Annotated in this window: 15 protein-coding genes and 2 pseudogenes; 7 read left to right on the top strand and 10 right to left on the bottom strand. The window is 58.0% G+C overall.

Annotated features, from left to right (window positions below; genetic code table 11):
* From PH551_RS31885 to PH551_RS31860, 6 genes are all read right to left on the bottom strand, one after another.
* On the bottom strand, window positions 1–961 hold a 961-nt coding region (locus tag PH551_RS31885; protein ID WP_285196331.1), incomplete at its 3' end, for a dihydrolipoyl dehydrogenase.
* A gap of 77 nt (window positions 962–1,038) precedes the next feature.
* Window positions 1,039–2,325: a pyruvate dehydrogenase complex dihydrolipoamide acetyltransferase gene (locus PH551_RS31880; protein WP_285196330.1), complete on the bottom strand. Its 1,287-nt coding sequence runs from the start codon at window positions 2,323–2,325 to the stop codon at window positions 1,039–1,041.
* Between the two features lies 1 nt (window position 2,326).
* The gene (locus PH551_RS31875) at window positions 2,327–3,325 is read right to left on the bottom strand and encodes an alpha-ketoacid dehydrogenase subunit beta (protein WP_285196329.1); all 999 of its coding nucleotides are present in this window, start codon (window positions 3,323–3,325) and stop codon (window positions 2,327–2,329) included.
* A complete protein-coding gene (locus PH551_RS31870; protein ID WP_285196328.1) occupies window positions 3,326–4,357 on the bottom strand; it encodes a thiamine pyrophosphate-dependent dehydrogenase E1 component subunit alpha in 1,032 nt (343 codons plus the stop codon). It lies immediately after the preceding gene.
* The gene (locus PH551_RS31865) at window positions 4,358–5,683 is read right to left on the bottom strand and encodes an NAD(P)H-dependent oxidoreductase (protein ID WP_285196327.1); all 1,326 of its coding nucleotides are present in this window, start codon (window positions 5,681–5,683) and stop codon (window positions 4,358–4,360) included.
* 305 nt (window positions 5,684–5,988) lie between these two features.
* Window positions 5,989–6,966 carry a sugar-binding transcriptional regulator gene (locus PH551_RS31860; protein ID WP_285196326.1) on the bottom strand — a complete coding sequence of 326 codons (978 nt, stop codon included), beginning with the start codon at window positions 6,964–6,966 and terminating at the stop codon, window positions 5,989–5,991.
* A 250-nt stretch (window positions 6,967–7,216) separates the two neighbouring features.
* Between PH551_RS31860 and PH551_RS31855 the strand changes: the two genes are divergently transcribed.
* From PH551_RS31855 to PH551_RS31825, 7 genes are all read left to right on the top strand, one after another.
* Window positions 7,217–8,914 carry an ABC transporter substrate-binding protein gene (locus PH551_RS31855; RefSeq protein WP_285196325.1) on the top strand — a complete coding sequence of 566 codons (1,698 nt, stop codon included), beginning with the start codon at window positions 7,217–7,219 and terminating at the stop codon, window positions 8,912–8,914.
* A 4-nt stretch (window positions 8,915–8,918) separates the two neighbouring features.
* Window positions 8,919–9,866, top strand: coding sequence for a carbohydrate ABC transporter permease (locus PH551_RS31850; RefSeq protein ID WP_285196324.1), 948 nt, complete (start codon window positions 8,919–8,921; stop codon window positions 9,864–9,866).
* A gap of 1 nt (window position 9,867) precedes the next feature.
* Entirely contained in the window at window positions 9,868–10,710 is an 843-nt protein-coding gene (locus tag PH551_RS31845; protein WP_097593962.1) for a carbohydrate ABC transporter permease, read from the top strand.
* A 4-nt stretch (window positions 10,711–10,714) separates the two neighbouring features.
* Window positions 10,715–11,758, top strand: a complete 1,044-nt coding sequence (locus PH551_RS31840; protein ID WP_285196322.1) for an ABC transporter ATP-binding protein — start codon at window positions 10,715–10,717, stop codon at window positions 11,756–11,758.
* Window positions 11,758–12,747, top strand: a complete 990-nt coding sequence (locus PH551_RS31835) for a carbohydrate kinase family protein (RefSeq protein ID WP_285196321.1) — start codon at window positions 11,758–11,760, stop codon at window positions 12,745–12,747. Before PH551_RS31840 ends, PH551_RS31835 begins: the two co-directional genes overlap by 1 nt.
* Window positions 12,748–12,758: 11 nt before the next feature.
* Window positions 12,759–13,445, top strand: a complete 687-nt coding sequence (locus tag PH551_RS31830; RefSeq protein ID WP_285196320.1) for a hypothetical protein — start codon at window positions 12,759–12,761, stop codon at window positions 13,443–13,445.
* Window positions 13,446–13,509: 64 nt separating this feature from the next.
* Window positions 13,510–14,058 carry a hypothetical protein gene (locus tag PH551_RS31825; protein ID WP_285196319.1) on the top strand — a complete coding sequence of 183 codons (549 nt, stop codon included), beginning with the start codon at window positions 13,510–13,512 and terminating at the stop codon, window positions 14,056–14,058.
* A gap of 468 nt (window positions 14,059–14,526) precedes the next feature.
* On the opposite strand, the pseudogene PH551_RS33105 reads toward PH551_RS31825, so the two are convergent.
* The 4 genes and pseudogenes from PH551_RS33105 to PH551_RS31810 all read right to left on the bottom strand — a co-directional run.
* A pseudogene (locus PH551_RS33105) lies at window positions 14,527–14,610 on the bottom strand (dimethylsulfonioproprionate lyase family protein); the annotation flags it as partial.
* Window positions 14,611–14,625: 15 nt separating this feature from the next.
* Window positions 14,626–15,555, bottom strand: a complete 930-nt coding sequence (locus PH551_RS31820; protein WP_285196318.1) for an electron transfer flavoprotein subunit alpha/FixB family protein — start codon at window positions 15,553–15,555, stop codon at window positions 14,626–14,628.
* Window positions 15,556–15,581: 26 nt separating this feature from the next.
* A complete protein-coding gene (locus PH551_RS31815; protein ID WP_285196316.1) occupies window positions 15,582–16,331 on the bottom strand; it encodes an electron transfer flavoprotein subunit beta/FixA family protein in 750 nt (249 codons plus the stop codon).
* Between the two features lie 129 nt (window positions 16,332–16,460).
* A pseudogene (locus tag PH551_RS31810) lies at window positions 16,461–16,789 on the bottom strand (MurR/RpiR family transcriptional regulator); the annotation flags it as partial.

Here is a 16,789-nt window from a genome sequence, read left to right as displayed (position 1 = left end):
CATAGATGCCCGCGACATTGGTCTTGCCGTAACCGTCGGCGACGACGCAGCCGCGGTCGGTCTTGATGCCGAGCGCCTCCAGGCCGAGGTTTTCGATATTGCCCTGAACGCCGACAGCCGAAATCATCCGGTCGGCGGTGATCTGCTGGACCTTGCCGTCTGCAGTCTCGACATGGGCGGTGATGCTGTTTGCCGCCTTCTCGACCTTGGTCACCTTGGCGCTGGTGAAGATCTTGAGGCCGCGCTTTTCCAGCTGCTTGCGGGCGATGGCGGTGATTTCGGCATCCTCGACCGGCATAATCGTCGGCATGACTTCCACCACCGTGACGTCGACGCCCATCGAACGATAGAAGCTTGCGAATTCGATGCCGATCGCGCCGGAACCCATGACGATCAGCGACTTGGGCAGCGCATCCGGCTTCAGCGCCTCGAAATAGGTCCAGATCAGCTTGCCATCCGGCTCGATGCCGGGCAGCGCGCGCGGGCGGGCGCCGGTCGCGAGGATGATGTGCTTGGCGGCATAGGTGCCCTCGCCCTTGACGTTCTTCGGCAGCGGGTGCTGCGGTTCGACGACAGGCTTCGACGACTTGCCGACGACGATTTCGCCGGGCTTCGAAAGCTTCGCCTCGCCCCAGATGATGTCGATCTTGTTCTTCTTCATCAGGAAGCCGACGCCGGCGTTGAGACGGGCAGAAACAGCGCGCGAGCGGCCGACGACGGCCTTGGCATCCGGCTTCACCGTGCCTTCAAGAACGAGGCCGAAATCCTTGAAGTGATTGGCATGATCGAGCACCTCGGCCGAACGCAACAGCGCCTTCGTCGGTATGCAGCCCCAGTTCAGGCAGATGCCGCCCATATGTTCGCGCTCGACGATCGCCGTCTTAAGGCCGAGCTGGGCCGCGCGAATGGCGGCGACATAGCCGCCGGGACCGGAGCCGATGATGATGACGTCGTAGGACATCTGTTTTCCTTGAAAAGATGGGGGATCCGTCAAGACGTGTTCGCGTCGTGGCAAGATCCCCCGAGGCTGGGAGGAAACTAGATCAGCATGCTCATCGGGTTTTCGATCAGCGTTCGGAATTTTCCGATCAGCTCTGCGCCAAGAGCGCCATCGACCGCGCGATGATCCGTTGACAACGTCACTGTCATTACGGTCGCGCTCGACAAATCGCCGTGAGCGTTGACGACGGGCCTCTTCTCCCCAGAGCCAACAGCCAGGATGGTTGAGTGGGGAGGGTTGATGATGGCTGCGAATTCCCTCACCCCGAACATGCCGAGGTTCGATATCGCTCCCGTGCCGCCCTGGTACTCGGCCGGCTTCAATTTCCCTGATCTGGCGCGTGCAGCCAAATCTTTCATCTCGTTGGAGATCGTCGAAAGCGTCTTGGATTCAGCATGTCGGATGATCGGCGTGATCAGCCCGCCCGTCACGGAAACGGCAACTCCTACGTCAACGGAATGATGGCGCAAGAGGTTTTCTTCCGTCCAAGACACGTTCGCGTCGGGCGTTGATCCCAGAGCCAGCGCGTAAGCCTTGATGACCATGTCATTGACCGACAACTTATAGTTTGGCGTGCCATCCGTCACTGGCGCCGAAGCGTTTAGTTCGGCCCGTAGCTTGAGAAGGGCATCAATATGGCAATCAACCGAGAGGTAGAAATGCGGAACGGTCGTCTTCGCTTCCAGCAATCGCCGAGCGATCGTCCTTCGCATGGGTGTATGAGCTTGCAGATCGAACGTGCCTTCGGCGAACAGCTTCAAAGTGCTGTCAGAAAGAGCTTGTTGGCCAATATTTTCAGCGCCGGCAGGCGCGGGCTGAGCGACGGTCGCCTCGGCGACGCGTGCCTTCGAAACATCAGCGCTCACGATTCTTCCGTGCGGGCCGGTCCCAGCCACGCATCCCAAATCGATGCCGCCTTCCCGCGCCAGACGCCGTGCCAAGGGGGTAGCTCTGATTGGTCTTCCGGCATCGGCTGAAGCATTATGGTTGTGAGTGCTGACTGGGTGGGCGGCGGTCGCTTCGGAAGCCTCCGCCGTTGCGGGAGCGGACGGAGCAGTGGGCTGAGTGGCAGCCTGATATACCTCGCCCTCCTCGTAAACCCAGGCGACGGCCGACCCCACGGCGATATCGATGCCTTCTTCACCGGTGACGTTTCGGAGAATGCCCGCAGCGGGGGAATCGATTTCCATCGCCGCCTTGTCGGTTTCGATCTCGAACAGGACATCGCCCTTACCGACGCGGTCACCTTCCTTGAAAAACCACTTCGAAATCTTGCCGGTCGCCATATCCATGTCGACCTTCGGGAGGATGATTTCCGTTGCCATACTATCGCGCTCCTCTCACGAGATCCCGCGCGGCATTGAAAATGTCTGTGGCCTGCGGAACAGCGGCCTTTTCAAGCTCCGGATTATACGGAATCGGCGTTTCGGAGCCGCCAAGCCGGACGATCGGTGCGTCGAGATAATCGAACGCGTCGCTTTCGGCGATCATGGCGCTTATTTCTGCTCCGACACCAAGCGTCTTGACGCCCTCGTAGACACAAAGAAGCCTGGTCGTCTTCTTCACGCTTGCAATCACGGTCGCCCTGTCGATCGGCCGCACCGAACGAAGATCGATCACTTCGACATCAATGCCTTCGTCAGCCAGCTGCGCGGCGGCATCGAGTGCCTTATGAACCATGATTGATGTCGCGACGATGCTCAGATCTTTGCCCTGTCGACGAATTTCCGCCTTGTCGAGAGGGACCGTGTAGTGACCTTCAGGAACTGGTCCCTTCATTTTGTACAGGAGCTTGTGCTCGAAGATCATGACCGGGTCGGGATCGGCGACAGCGGCCAGCAGCATGCCTTTGACATCGTGTGGTGTCGCGGGCTGAATGACCTTCAAGCCGGGCACGTGTCCCAACCACGCCTCCAGGCTCTGGCTATGCTGGGCGGCCGCCCCGGTGCCAGAGCCGGCCGGAAATCGCATAACGACCGGCACTGACACTTCGCCGCCAAGCATATAGCGCATCTTCGCAGCCTGATTGACGATTTGCTCCATCGCCAGCGCCGCGAAATCAGAGAACTGAAACTCGAAAATCGGTCTCAATCCGGTCATCGCGGCACCAACTGCGACGCCTGCGCCGCCCAGCTCGGAAATCGGAGTGTCCATCACGCGATCAGGACCGAACCTGTCGATGAGATCGCCGGTTACCTGAAACGCGCCACCGTAAACGCCGATATCTTCGCCCATTAGAATGACGCGCTCATCCGCCTCCATCGCGATCGCCATGGCTTCTTGGATGGCCTGGGAGTAGCTGAGTTCTCGAACACCGGTGTCCATTTATGCCTGCTCCGTATAAACATTCTCAGCCAACTCAGCGACGTCAGGCGCCGGGCTTGCCTTTGCGAATTCGATACCTGCCGCGATCTCATCGCGAACGGACTGGCGGATTGCCTCCAACTCTGCATCATTTGCGACACCGAATTCCCGGAGCTGCGTTTCGAACCGGACGATAGGATCTCGATTGCTCATCCAGTCATCGATTTCGTCTTTCGTGCGGTAGCGGTTTCGGTCGCTCTTGGAGTGGCCTCGATAACGATAGGTCTTGCATTCGATGAGGGATGGCCCCTCGCCGCGCTTCGCACGTTCAACAGCATTGTGAGTGGCTTCGGCCACCTCGGAGAGCACGTTGCCATCGACGATGACGCCCGGCATGCTGTAAGCGCCGGCCCGGTCGGCGATGTTGGCAACCGCCGTCGAGCGCGCGGTCGAGGTCGACATGCCGTAGCCGTTGTTTTCACAGACGAAGATAACGGGCAGCTTCCAAACGGCAGCCATGTTCAAGGCTTCATGGAAAGCGCCTTCGTTGTTGGCGCCGTCACCAAAGAAGCAGACGACCACTTTTCCGGTCTTGAGCCGCTTGGATGTCAGAGCGGCGCCAACAGCGATGGGCAAGCCACCCCCGACGATTCCGTTCGCGCCGAGATTGCCGGTCGTGACATCTGCAATATGCATGGAGCCGCCGCGGCCGGCGCAATAGCCGGTCGTTTTGCCGAAGAACTCAGCAAACATGCGCTTGACCTCAGCGCCCTTGGCGATGCAGTGCCCGTGGCCGCGATGGGTCGAGGTGATCTGATCCTGTTGCGTCAGCGGGAGGCAAACGCCCATGGCGCTTGCTTCCTGGCCGATCGACAGATGCATCGTCCCATGGATGAGGCCGCGTGTGTAGCTTTCCTCAGCGCCTTCTTCGAACTGCCGTATGAGGTGCATCTTCCGAAGAGCGTCCAGCAACTGCTCGCGCGTATATTGTCGGTAGATAAACGGAAGATTGCTGGCCTCGGCGCTCTTCATTGCTCTTGCTGAATTTGCCATTTATGCCTCCCTGCCGTAAACAAGAGCGTCCTGCCGGGCGCGCAAGGCGGCAAGACGAGAGCCTTCCGCGACCGATGCATTGCTGTAAGTAATCAACTCGCCCTTCTTAATCGGCGCGGTGACCTTGCCTCCTTGCAGCATGCCGCAGGGAATAGCCGCGGCGCTTCGGGCTTCAGGCGCAGTCATGATCCATGCGCGATAGCAGTACTCGCCGATTGCATCGAGCTTGTCGCCAGGCTGGAGATCCTTCTTGGCCACCGCACATACTTCCGCCACAGGTGTCGACAGAGGGACCATGTCCGGCTTCCCATAAAGAACGACGCGGGCACAGGTGAGCGGTACTTCCAATGACGTCAGATGATACGGCCGGTGGAAGGTGAAATACGGCCCCTTCCCCATCTTTAGATCTTCCATCCGCTCAGAGATTCGCGGATGGGACATGTCAGCAACAACGAACACGCCAGGGGCAACACCCTTTCCGATTGAATAGTCGACAACACCCGATTTCGTCAGCACGCCGCCGTCCTTTTCAGGGACGAGCACTGATGACAGCTGGTCAAGCGTGGCAGCCGGCCCGTGCATGCCCGGTTTATCCGGCACCAGACCCGTTGCGTTTGCAATGGCGGCCATTTCCACCATCGTTTTCGAACCGTCCACGAATTCCACCAGCATGCGGACATTCATGTTTCGGCGCGCCGCTTCCTCGGCGTATTGATCCGGGACCGCGTCGATGTTCAACGGGTTGTTTTTGCCTTTGCCTGCTGCAACGATTGGGTGACCCATCGCTGAAACGAACTCGATCAATTCGATGCAGGACGACGGCTCGTCTCCGGCGCCGAGGGAGTAGGTCACCCCGAGCCGCTCGGCCTCGCTTTTGAGATATGCGCCAATCGTGACGTCCGCTTCCACGTTCATCATCACGAGGTGCTTGCCATGCTCCATGGCCGCCAAGCCGATTTCCGCGCCCACGGCCGGGACGCCAGTGGCATCGATCACGACATCAATCAGCCCGCTATTTAGGATATTGGCGGAATCGGCTGTGATGGCGATGTTCCCGCCCTCAATCACAGAATTGATCTGATCCGCGGTTGCAGCTTCGCGATGATGGCCATCAGCCTGATAGGCGATATCGACGGCTTCGCGGGCACGGGCGACGTTCAGGTCGCAGATTGCCCCGATCTCGATCCCGGGCATGTGGGCGACGCGGGTCACGATATCCGTGCCCATTTCCCCGCTGCCGATCAGGCCGATGCGAATAGGATTTCCCTCGGCCTCTCGACGCACCAGATCGCGTGCGAGCCCGGTTGGCGCAACGTTAATGGGCATTCCATTCCTCCCAAATTCATCCGGGAGCATTGGTAATGTACATTTGTTAGCCAGTCAACACGTATGTTCTTTTTTGATCTGGCTTTCATGCAAAACGCACCGCTTTCTCGACATTGAGCGAACATTTATCGTCGGAGCATACACGCGCGCAAAGAGGGCTCGTCGCCAATAAAAGCTAGTCGCCAAAAAACGCAATCCTACGGTACCCACGAGTACGCTGCGCGGGATAAGGGCCTACGAAAGGCCTAGGGCGGTGCCGGGAATTGATGCGCAGACCAAATTTTGGGCGTCTACGCTCGTTCGCGCTAAGGGCGCGCAGTCGTTGAGCCGAGTAACGCGCCTGCGGTCTGTTCGTCGGTCACAAAAGTGGTCGGCTTGATCGTAACGAGAGATGCGCGAAGCGCCTCCAGCTTTTCCGGCCCGCCCGAGATCAGGATGCGCTCAGGGGTGCGCCGCAGTCGCTCGAGATTCACCGAAATAACCCGAGCGTTAACCTCGTGGTCAATGACATTCCCGTCCTTGTCAATAAAGTTGTAAAGAACGTCTCCAACCGCACCGGCATCGATCAAAGAGCGGCGATCCGCTTCACTGAGATATCCGGTTCGATAACTTGTGGTCAGAGCAGAGATGCCCCCGACCGAGAGAAGCGCGACGTCGAGCTTATCCGCCATCTCGAAGATGGCGGCAAGGCCGCACCTTTCCAGCAACGCATGCTTTGTCTCCGGGCTGTCAACCACAGCTGGCGCGGTAACGAGGAAGCCCTCGCCCTTAAACAGCTCTGCGAACTGCCAGGCAAACTCAGCGGGATTGAAACGACGGGCAGCAGAAATGCCGCCGAGCAGCGACACGACGCGGAAATCGTCAAGAGCGGCGCCGGCAATGAAAGGTAACGTGTTGTAGAGAGTGCGACCCCAACCCACGCCAACGATCATGCCGGAATGCATCATGCCCGTAATCAGCGTTCCTGCTGCCGCTGCAATTACCTTGGTCGGATCACCCTCAGCATCAGCGAAGGGCGCGACAATCACCTGCTTTATTCCGAAGGTAGTCTCCAGCTCTCTTTCAAGAGCGATCATATCGGAAAGCGCCGAAGATATTGTAACACGGACTTCGTTGCGGCGACGAGCTTCCGCAAGAAGCCTAACGACCATAACCCGGTTGATGCCCAACTGGGCAGCAATGTCGTTCTGCGTGTAATTCTCGATATGATAGAGCCACGCCACTCGCGCCCGCAGCCTTTCAGACTCGCTCTGGACCATGACAACTGGAGACGTGGTCTGCATTTAGCTTCCTTCCCAGATCTATAAACTTGGCGCCAATAGCGCGATGCGCGGTCCGCCCCTTTTCTGCGACGGACCATCACGCGCCGAGTGCTGAATTTCCTGTCCTGTACAAGATTTATCACGCAGTGGATAGATCGGCTTCGATTGCTCTCCAGACGAGCGCTGCAGTGCACAAAGATGCCCGTAACCTAGACGATGTTCGGCAGTCGCGACAAATGGCGCCCAAAAAAATGGTTGACAGCGGCGCACTATGAACACAATGTATTTTTTAATAGCAATTGTTCGCGCCATTCCGGCAGAGGAAGAGCTACGGGGCGGAGTGGAGGCCGCGCCAAACCTACTTGCCTCCATTGGCATTCAACTGATTTATTCGGATTGGGAGGAGTACAACATGACAGTTTTAAGTTCGGGCGTTTCGCGCCGCGGATTCCTGAGACATTCGGCAGCTTTTGGGCTCGCCGCAGGCGCAGCCTCAGCCCTCAAGCTGCCGGCGTTTGCGCAATCGGGTCTACCAGATGTCCAATCAGTTTTGGACAAAATTTCCGTTAAAGACTATGTCCGCGAGGACTACCGCAAGCTCTACAAAATGTCTGATGATCCGTTGTGGGATCCGGCGAAGGACTGGATTCGCACGGTAGACTGGGAAAAGATTCGCTCGGAGCAGACCGGAAAGACGGTCAGGTTTGCCGTAGGCGCGGCTGACCAGGAGTCTGCGGCCGAGGGGCTCAAGCCTTTTGAACAGCTGTCAGGCATCAAGGTCGAACTTGTTCCAATCCCCGACGACAGCTTCTACGACAAGGCGGTTTCGGAATTCATTTCCGGCAACGCTTCCTTCGATGCTTTGCAGTTCTTCTCACCCTGGCTCGGCGACTTTGCAGGCCCAGGCTTCCTTGCCGATCTCAGCGAATATGCGGAAAAGTGGAAGCTGCCGCTCGATGACTTCTATGACACTTATCGTCTGAACTACGGCTATGTCGGCGGTAAGCTCGTTGGCATCCCCTTCGACTGCGATGTTCAGATGGTGCATCTGCGCAAGTCGATCATGGAGAAGATCCTCGGCGGCCCCATAGATCGAGCTCAATCAGTACCGACTTATGACGAACTCATTCGTATCACTGGCGAAGCAAACAAGCTCGGTGGCGGCGTAGCCGGCGTCGGTTTGATGGCGGCCCGTGGTTTCTGGGCAACTTACACCTGGGAACATATCGCGGCGCAAGCCGGACTTTCCCTGTTCGACAGCCAATGGAATCCGCAGCTCACCAGTGATGCCGGAATGAAGGCCATGGATATCATTCTGGCTCTTCAGAAAAACGCCATCGAAGGCGTTTCCGGCGCTGGCTGGGGTGAAAACCGCGCTGCCTGGCTTGGTGGCCAGGTTGCAGCAAATATCAGCTGGCAGGACAGCGGCACACAGGCCATGCGACCTGATCAATCGAAGATCGTTGACGATTTCGTGACAATCTACGAACCGCGAATCGCGGGGGGTGTATTCGCCCCGCCGAACATTGCCGGCTCGACTTCCTGTGTTGCTGCCACGTCGCAAAACCCCGAGGGCGCGTTCCTTATGCTCGCCTTCCTCACGACTTCGTCTATCATGGCGATGAACGAAGCGAATGCCAACGGTGTTGCTCCGGGCTACCGCTCGGTTTTGGCAAACGAACGTCTTCGGGCGGTGAGCCAACCGATGAAGGTCTGGGCGGACAGCCTGGAGCACGCATGGTGCGCGCCCCGTATCCCGGGGATGTTCGAAATGGAGCAGGCGCTCGGAAACGAGATCAACCGCGCAGTCACTGGGCAGATTTCAGCCAAGGAAGCCCTTGAGAACGGGCAAAAGGCCTGGAAGAGTATTCTGGAGAAGAATGGCTTCTCCGGTGGAAATGCCCCGATTGCTTACGCGGACGCGGAGCCAGGGCTTTATGTAGGCAAAGGCAAGGCGCTGCCTTTCTAAGATCATGACCCATTCGACTCAAAGACTTGAAACGGAGGCGGCGTTTGCCGCCTCCACCGTAAAGGTACCCGCAAGACCTCGCCCCCGCTCGGCTACGGCGCGGAAGGTCTTCCCGTACCTCTTGGTTGGACCTGCTGTAGCCTACCTGCTCGCGATCACCCTGTATCCAGGTCTGTTCGCGATGTACCAAAGCCTCTTTGTCGTCAAGTTCGTGAACTGGTCTTGGGTCGGGCTCGGAAACTACACGAGGATCATCCAAGATCGCGAATTTTGGGCGGCGTTGGGAAACACCGCCATCATAGGCGGGATCTCCCTGACCCTGCAGTCCGTGATCGCGATGACCGTAGCTTTCTTCTGTTACCGCGACCCACTTGTCCGCGGTTGGCGCATCGTTTTCCTGATGCCGATGCTCTTTATGCCCTCGGCAGTGGCATTCATCTGGAAGCTGGCGTTTAACGACGGCCGGGTAATCTCCGACATCCTCATGTCGATTGGAGTGGTCTCCAACAATGTCGACTGGCTTGCGTCCGTCTGGCTCGCCAGACTTACACTGATCGTCGCGGACGTGTGGCAGTGGACGCCCTTTCTTTTCATCATCTTCGTCGGCGCTCTTCAGGGGCAGGACGAGGAAATCGAGGAAGCGGCTCGATTGGACGGGGCAAGCTGGGGTGCCATTTTTTGGAACATCTCACTGCCGATGATGAGGCCGATCATCGTGGTTGCCGTAACGCTGCGCGGCATCGACATCACAACGATGTTCACAAACGTCTACATCATGACCCAAGGCACACCAGGCGGTGCGACGGAGACGATGAGCTACTTCATCTATCGCCAAGGCTTCAGGATGTTCAATTTCGGATACGCCTCCGCGGCATCTGTGCTGATGCTGATCTTCACGATCGTAATCGCTCAAACTGTCGTTAAGCGCGCATTCAAATCTGGGAAATCATGAGATGGCTAGCATTCGAAAGAGCGGCGGTGAAAGCCTTCTTCTTCGCTACATCATACTTGTCGCATGGGCGCTCGTTTGTCTCGTTCCAATCATCTGGTTCCTGACGATCGGCTTCAGGCCAAGAACGGAAATCATTGTACCAAGGCCCATCTACTGGCCCACCTGGAGCTTGGACGCCTGGCGCCTTCTCGTCAGCGACTGGCCCATAGCTTCTTATCTGCGAAATTCGGTTGTTGCGGTCGCGGGCTCTGTCGTTATTGACCTGATTCTGGCGATCCCCGCAGCCTTCGCTTTGGCTCGCTATGAGTTCCGCGGTCGGGAGGACATCGGTTTTTATATCCTGTCGACGCGGATGATGGCGCCGGCCATTGTCGCAGTGCCGATCTTCTTCCTGTTCAAGAATATGGGTCTGCTGGATTCCGTCTGGGCTCTGATGCTCATTTACGCGGCCATCAATCTCAGCCTCGTCACATGGATTATTCGCAGCTACATGCTGGATATTCCAAAGGAACTGGAAGACGCTGCCCGCACCGACGGCGCGGGGGATCTAACCATTCTTTGGGAAATAATGATCCCTGCGTGCCTTCCTGGCATCATAACGGCTGCGGTGATCGCCGCGATCTTCGCAATCAACGAATTCCTCTTCACCCTCCTCATCGCATCGACCTCGAAGGCCTATACGATGTCCGTTGCTCTCGCCAATTTCACCGGCGGCTCAGACGGGGTGATCTACAACGCTATCGCACTCGTCTCGTTCCTCGCATTCGCTCCGATCCTGATCCTCGTCATCCTGATCCAGAAGCATCTCTCGCGCGGACTCACGATGGGCGCTGTGAAAGGATAATTCCATGGCCTCTATTGAACTCAAGAACGTCGTGAAGAGCTTTGGCTCCTTCTTTGGTGTCCAAGACGTGACCCTCGATATCGCCGACGAGGAGTTTCTTGTCCTTTTGGGACCATCCGGCTGCGGCAAAACCACGACCATGCGCATGATTGCTGGTCTGGAACAACCGACAGGGGGTGAGATCCGCATCGGCGGCAACGTCATGAACGAAGTCGATGCACGAGATCGCGACGTTGCCATGGTCTTTCAGGGCTATGCCTTGTACCCGAACATGTCGATCTACGAGAACATTCGGTTTCCTCTGAAAATGAGGCGCATCCCCAGGGACAAACATGACAGCCTCGTTCGTCGCGCCGCCGACATGGTCGAGCTCGGACCGTTCCTCGAACGCAAGCCTGGCGCGCTTTCCGGTGGCCAGAGACAGCGCGCTGCGCTCGCCCGTGCCATTGTTCGTCAGCCGCAAGTCTTCCTCATGGACGAGCCGCTTTCGAACCTCGATGCAAAGCTGCGCGCCAGCATGCGCGTCCAGATCAAGCACATGCAGCGGGACCTGAAGGTAACCACGGTTTATGTGACGCACGACCAGATCGAGGCAATGACGCTTGCTGATCGGATCGTCATCATGAACAAAGGGATAATCCAGCAGATCGGCACCCCCGATGAGATCTATTCGAATCCGGCGAATACCTTCGTCGCGGGGTTCATCGGATCGCCCCCGATGAATTTGGTATCGGGGGTGGCGCAAGGTGGAGTCTTCTCGGCTCCTGGCGTGAAGGTCGCCTGCCCTGCCGAGCTGTCCGGTCAGGTCACGCTCGGTTTTCGGCCGGAGGATTGCGTGGTCGGCGGCGAGAATCTCCAAGGCACGGTCTACGGCGTAGAGCCGACCGGCGATATCACTTACCTGTCGGTCCGTACTCCAGAGAAGACGTTTGAAATCAAAGCCGGCCGAGATTTCCGGGCGAAGATTGATTCCAGCGTATCGATCGGATTTGATCCTGGTCGGGTCTACTACTTCGACGGTGACGGCAACAGGATCGGAGCCCAGTGATGTCGGCGACCTTTGATTTCAGTTGCGTCGGCTTTTACACTTTCGACGCTCTTTGCCGACCGGTTACGGAAATCCCGCCGGCTGGGCAGACTCTGTTCGTGGAAGACTTTACCCTGGCCGTATCCGGCGCGGCAGGTTCCGCCGCCATTGTGGCCGCCAAATACGGCCTTAAAGTGCAAGCGGTCGGCGGAGTTGGTTATGATGACATGGGCGATTGGGTCCGGATGAAGCTCCAGTCGTTCGACGTAGACACCACGATGATGCGACGCTACGAGGGCTACTCAACGTCCTGCTCAATCGTGACGACTCGACCGAACGGCCAGCGGCCGGCACTCCACAAGCGCGGTGCCACCGATGCATTCTTCGTGTCGGATTCCGAAATTGATCGCGTTCTTGACACTAAAATCCTGCATGTCGGCGGTGTCGGTCTGATGAACCGGATGGATGACTGTGGTCGTACTGCAGAAATCATGGCTGAAGCACGTCGGCGCGGCGTCATTACGACGCTCGACGTCTTCGCTTCGACATCCGCCGATCTCCCCAAAGTCGAAGCTCTTCTGCCCTACACGGACTACTTTCTTCCCTCTGAGGAAGAAGCTCAGGCGCTTTCGGGGTTGACCCACAACAAGGATCTGGCGGATTTCCTGCTTGGCAGAGGGGCGAAATGTGTAATTCTGACGTTGGGAGCAGAGGGCGCCTACTACCATGACGAATCGGGCCTAGAGTTTCACTCGCCGGCATTCCAAGTTGATGTGAAGTGCACATGCGGGTGTGGTGACTGCTTCAATGGCGGGTTCGCGAGCGGCCTGGCAAAAGGACTGACGCCTCAGGATGCAGTCGAACTCGGCCAAGCGTCCTCCGCGTTGAACGCCACCGGCTTGGGAAGCCAGGCTGGCGTGGCCAATTATGATGCGACTCATGCATTCATTAAGGCTACACCGAGGCGTCAATTGCAGTATGATGTAGCGGCTCTGACAGAGGTGCACTGAGGTAGGTTGGTATGTCGCCCGATTTCGCTCCACAAACGACGACGCGTTTGAAAGATGTACTGCGATCGTTGCGTTATACGCTCCGAAGGGGGCGTGACACAGTAAAGGCGACAGCCCCACGGCGACTCCCGGGACCGGCGTCGGAGATTGCCCTTTCCGCTCTTGGCGAGATCGAAGTGTTCGCGCGCAACGTTGATCAAATCGCGTGCAAGTTAGCGCATTCAGTCGTAGAGGATTCGGCCAAATTCAAAAGCTTCAGCGAGGTTATTGCTTCTTCGCGGCCGCAATACGAGTTTTCGATCGCTTTCTACGCGACAATGAAGATTGTATTGAGTCGTCTCGGCGCTAAGAGGACGCTTATCCACCAGAGCGCGGCTCTAAGAGCTTTTGGCCAAACAACTGGGTTCCAGGACGTCTACCAGCTTGCTGCCCAATTGACCTTGCATCTTGCTGATGAAAGGTCGATCACAATTGATCAAGTAGACGGCCTATCGACGCGCGCCGGGCTAGCTGTCGTCGCGGTTTTTGCCGGGATGCTTTCACTGCTCGCGGAACAGGATGACGCCGGCAGAGAAGCGATGATCTTTGCCGCAACGGACATGGCGGCCGCCCTTCGAGAGAAGATTCTGGATCTTTATCAGAAAGGAGATGGACCCGCTTTGGCCGCACTTTTTGAACGGTGCGTCAGCCATGTTTGATCTATCGCGATTGGTGCACAATCTACCTCGGACGAACAAGCCGTTAAGGATAGCAGTCAGGCAATTGCATTGGTTCAAGGCAGCCTTTCATGCCCACGCGGCGTTCTGTGGCGAGGCGATGGCTTGCGACTTCGCGGTCGACGACGTCAAGCTAGCAGGAGCATTTGTTCGCTGGCTGGATCATGTTGATCGCCAGAAGCCGAAGGAGAACGCGGAACGACGTGAGTTTTTTCAGTTTGCGCCCTCTCTCGTGCTACGCGAGTTTGTTTCGGATATGCCGATAAAGGCAATGCGTTCTCCTGCCAACGTAGATCCGAAATCGCCGGAATCGTTCTGGCCTGAAGGATATGTAGCGACGACGTTTTGCCTGACAGTCTATGCTGCCACGATGGGGCAGGAATTTCACATCGATGTTCATGTTAGCGAGATGGTTGATGATCTTCGAAGCTGGTGGTCCTTCCGGGAGAACACACACGAGGACTCGGACTATGCTGCCGGTTTTTTCCAGTTGCTGCTTGGCAACGAACCGAACTGGTGGATGCCCAGCAATTTCAGCGCTCGGACGCGCTCCGTAGATGACGTCGATAACGTCAGCCCAACCCTGCCAAACTGAAGTCCAGCGGTCCTTTCAGCGCGGAGCAATTTGAATAGCCCGGCCGGAACATCGGCCGAACGCTATGATAAACGGTTCCAGCAAAGCTTCAAAAATCCGCCTCGCGTTCAGCCGCTCATATCTTGATCGCACATAAATACATGCGGCGAATGAGCGTTCGGAGAGCCGATGCTCTCTTCATAAGCATGCATTTGAGTCCGTCCGATACGGCTATCGAATTGCAAAGATTAGAACTTTCTACGCAAAGACGTTCATTGGCCTCGCGTTTCGCTAGTTCCAGATCCGCAATCATATTGCCCTCTCGAAGTCACAATCACGAAGTTGCATAGGCTGACGACATCGGTTGTTGAGTTTACAATTCGGATAGGCCGGTCCTTGCCGTCCTACGGTAGCATCCAGTCCATGTTCTGGTTGGGTCCTTGATATCGCAGGCCTTGCAGTGCGCTTAGTTCTGGGCGTGGAAGGTCGCAGCCGGACATATGCCGGCTTCTCGTCATCGTTCAGAAGAAGGTCGGCACCAGGTCTGATTGGACGTCCCACCGCACGCGCCACGTTCAGTCTCCTCGCTCAGAGCGCCTTTTGCAATTCCGGCAGTGCGTCGAAGAGATCGGCGACGAGGCCATAGTCGGCGACCTGGAAGATCGGCGCCTCCTCGTCCTTGTTGATGGCGACGATCACCTTCGAATCCTTCATGCCGGCGAGATGCTGGATGGCGCCGGAGATGCCGCAGGCGATATAGAGATCGGGCGCCACCACCTTGCCGGTCTGGCCGACCTGCCAGTCGTTCGGGGCATAGCCGGCATCGACGGCGGCACGGGATGCGCCGACGGCGGCGCCGAGCTTGTCGGCAACCGGCAGGATGACTTCCTTGAACTTCTCGGCCGAGCCGAGCGCCCGACCGCCGGAGATGATGACCTTGGCCGAGGTCAGTTCCGGCCGTTCCGAGGCCGACAGCGCATCGGCGACGAAGCGCGACAGACCCGGATCGGAAACAGCCGCGATCGCCTCGACGGAGGCAGAACCGCCTTCCGCGGCCGAGGCAAACGAGGCGGTGCGCACGGTGATCACCTTCCTGGCATCGCTTGCCTGCACCGTCTGGATGGCGTTGCCGGCATAGATCGGCCGCTTGAAGGTGTCGGGGCTGACGACCTCGATGATTTCCGAGAGCTGGGCGACGTCGAGCAGGGCGGCGACCCGCGGCAGCACCGTCTTGCCGACCGAAGTGGCGGCCGAGACGATCGTGTCGTAGGAGCCGGCGAGCGAGACGATCAGGTCGGCCAGCGGTTCGGCGAGATTGTTGGCAAGCGCGTCGCTTTCGGCGAGCAGCACCTTGGAGACGCCGGAAAGTTTTGCCGCCTGTTCGGCCGCAGCCCTGGCAGCCTTGCCGGCAACCAGCACATGCACCTCGCCGCCGATCTGGCTTGCCGCCGTCAGCGCCTTGGCGGTCTGGTCGGAAAGGTGATTGCCGTCATGGTCGGCCAGAAGAAGAATGGTCATTGATAATTACTCCTATTCCAACCCGATTAGAGCACGCCGGCTTCGTTCTTCAGCTTGTCGACAAGCTCAGTGACCGACTTGACCTTGACGCCGGCCTTGCGGCCGGACGGCTCCTCGGTCTTCAGCACCTTCAGCCGCGGCGTCGTGGAGACACCGAAATCCGCAGGGCTCTTCTTGTCGAGCGGCTTCTTCTTCGCCTTCATGATGTTCGGCAGCGAGGCATAACGCGGTTCGTTGAGACGCAGGTCGGTCGTTACCACCGCCGGCAGCTTGATCTCGATCGTCTGCAGGCCGCCGTCGACCTCGCGGGTCACCTCAGCCTTGCCGTCACCGATCTCGATCTTCGAGGCGAAGGTCGCCTGGGCCGAACCGAGCAGCGCCGCCAGCATCTGGCCGGTCTGGTTGCTATCATCGTCGATCGCCTGCTTGCCGACGATGATCAGCCCGGGCTGTTCGGCATCGGCCACACCCTTGAGGATCTTGGCGACGGCCAGCGGCTCGACCTGATCGTCGGTCTCGACCAGGATCGCCCGGTCGGCACCCATGGCAAGTGCCGTCCGCAGCGTCTCCTCGGCCTTGGCGGGGCCGATCGACACCACCACCACTTCCTCGGCCTTGCCGGCCTCCTTCAATCTCAGAGCCTCTTCCACCGAGATCTCGTCGAACGGGTTCATTGACATCTTCACATTGGCGAGCTCGACACCCGATCCATCCGGACGAACCCGGATCTTCACGTTGTAGTCGACAACCCGTTTGACTGGGACGAGAATCTTCATGGGGGCCTTCCTCTTTTATGCTGCCGTTGCAACTCAACCGATCTATTCCCTACTAACCCGGACTTGGGTGCAGTAAATAATGTCGGCACGTACCGCCCCATCATTCATGGGCAAGCTCACCACGGAACATCAGTTCCTTTTTTCACGCCGGGAGTTCTTAGTGCCGGCTGACAGGAGATATTCGCCGGAGTTGACCAGGAAGTGCTCGTTGTCACGAATTCGACGCTGTGCGGCCTCGCCGAGCCGGCTGATAGTCAGTGCGGCAAGGATGTTGGCGATGGCAATCGCACCGAGAGTGGATTCGGGGAAAGCCCGGCCGGACGACTGCGCCACGAAGTGCAGCAGCCCGGCAAACTTGCTGATGGGCGCGGCAAAGCTGTCGGTGATTGCGATGATGTGCGCTCCCGACTGAGACGCCTTTTCGGTCAATCTGTGCACGAGGCGATTGAATGGTGCGA

The organism is Rhizobium atlanticum, from assembly GCF_030182485.1.
Taxonomy (GTDB): domain Bacteria; phylum Pseudomonadota; class Alphaproteobacteria; order Rhizobiales; family Rhizobiaceae; genus Rhizobium.
Note: the sequence above shows the minus strand (reverse complement) of the source record. Positions and strands in the feature narration are given on the sequence as shown.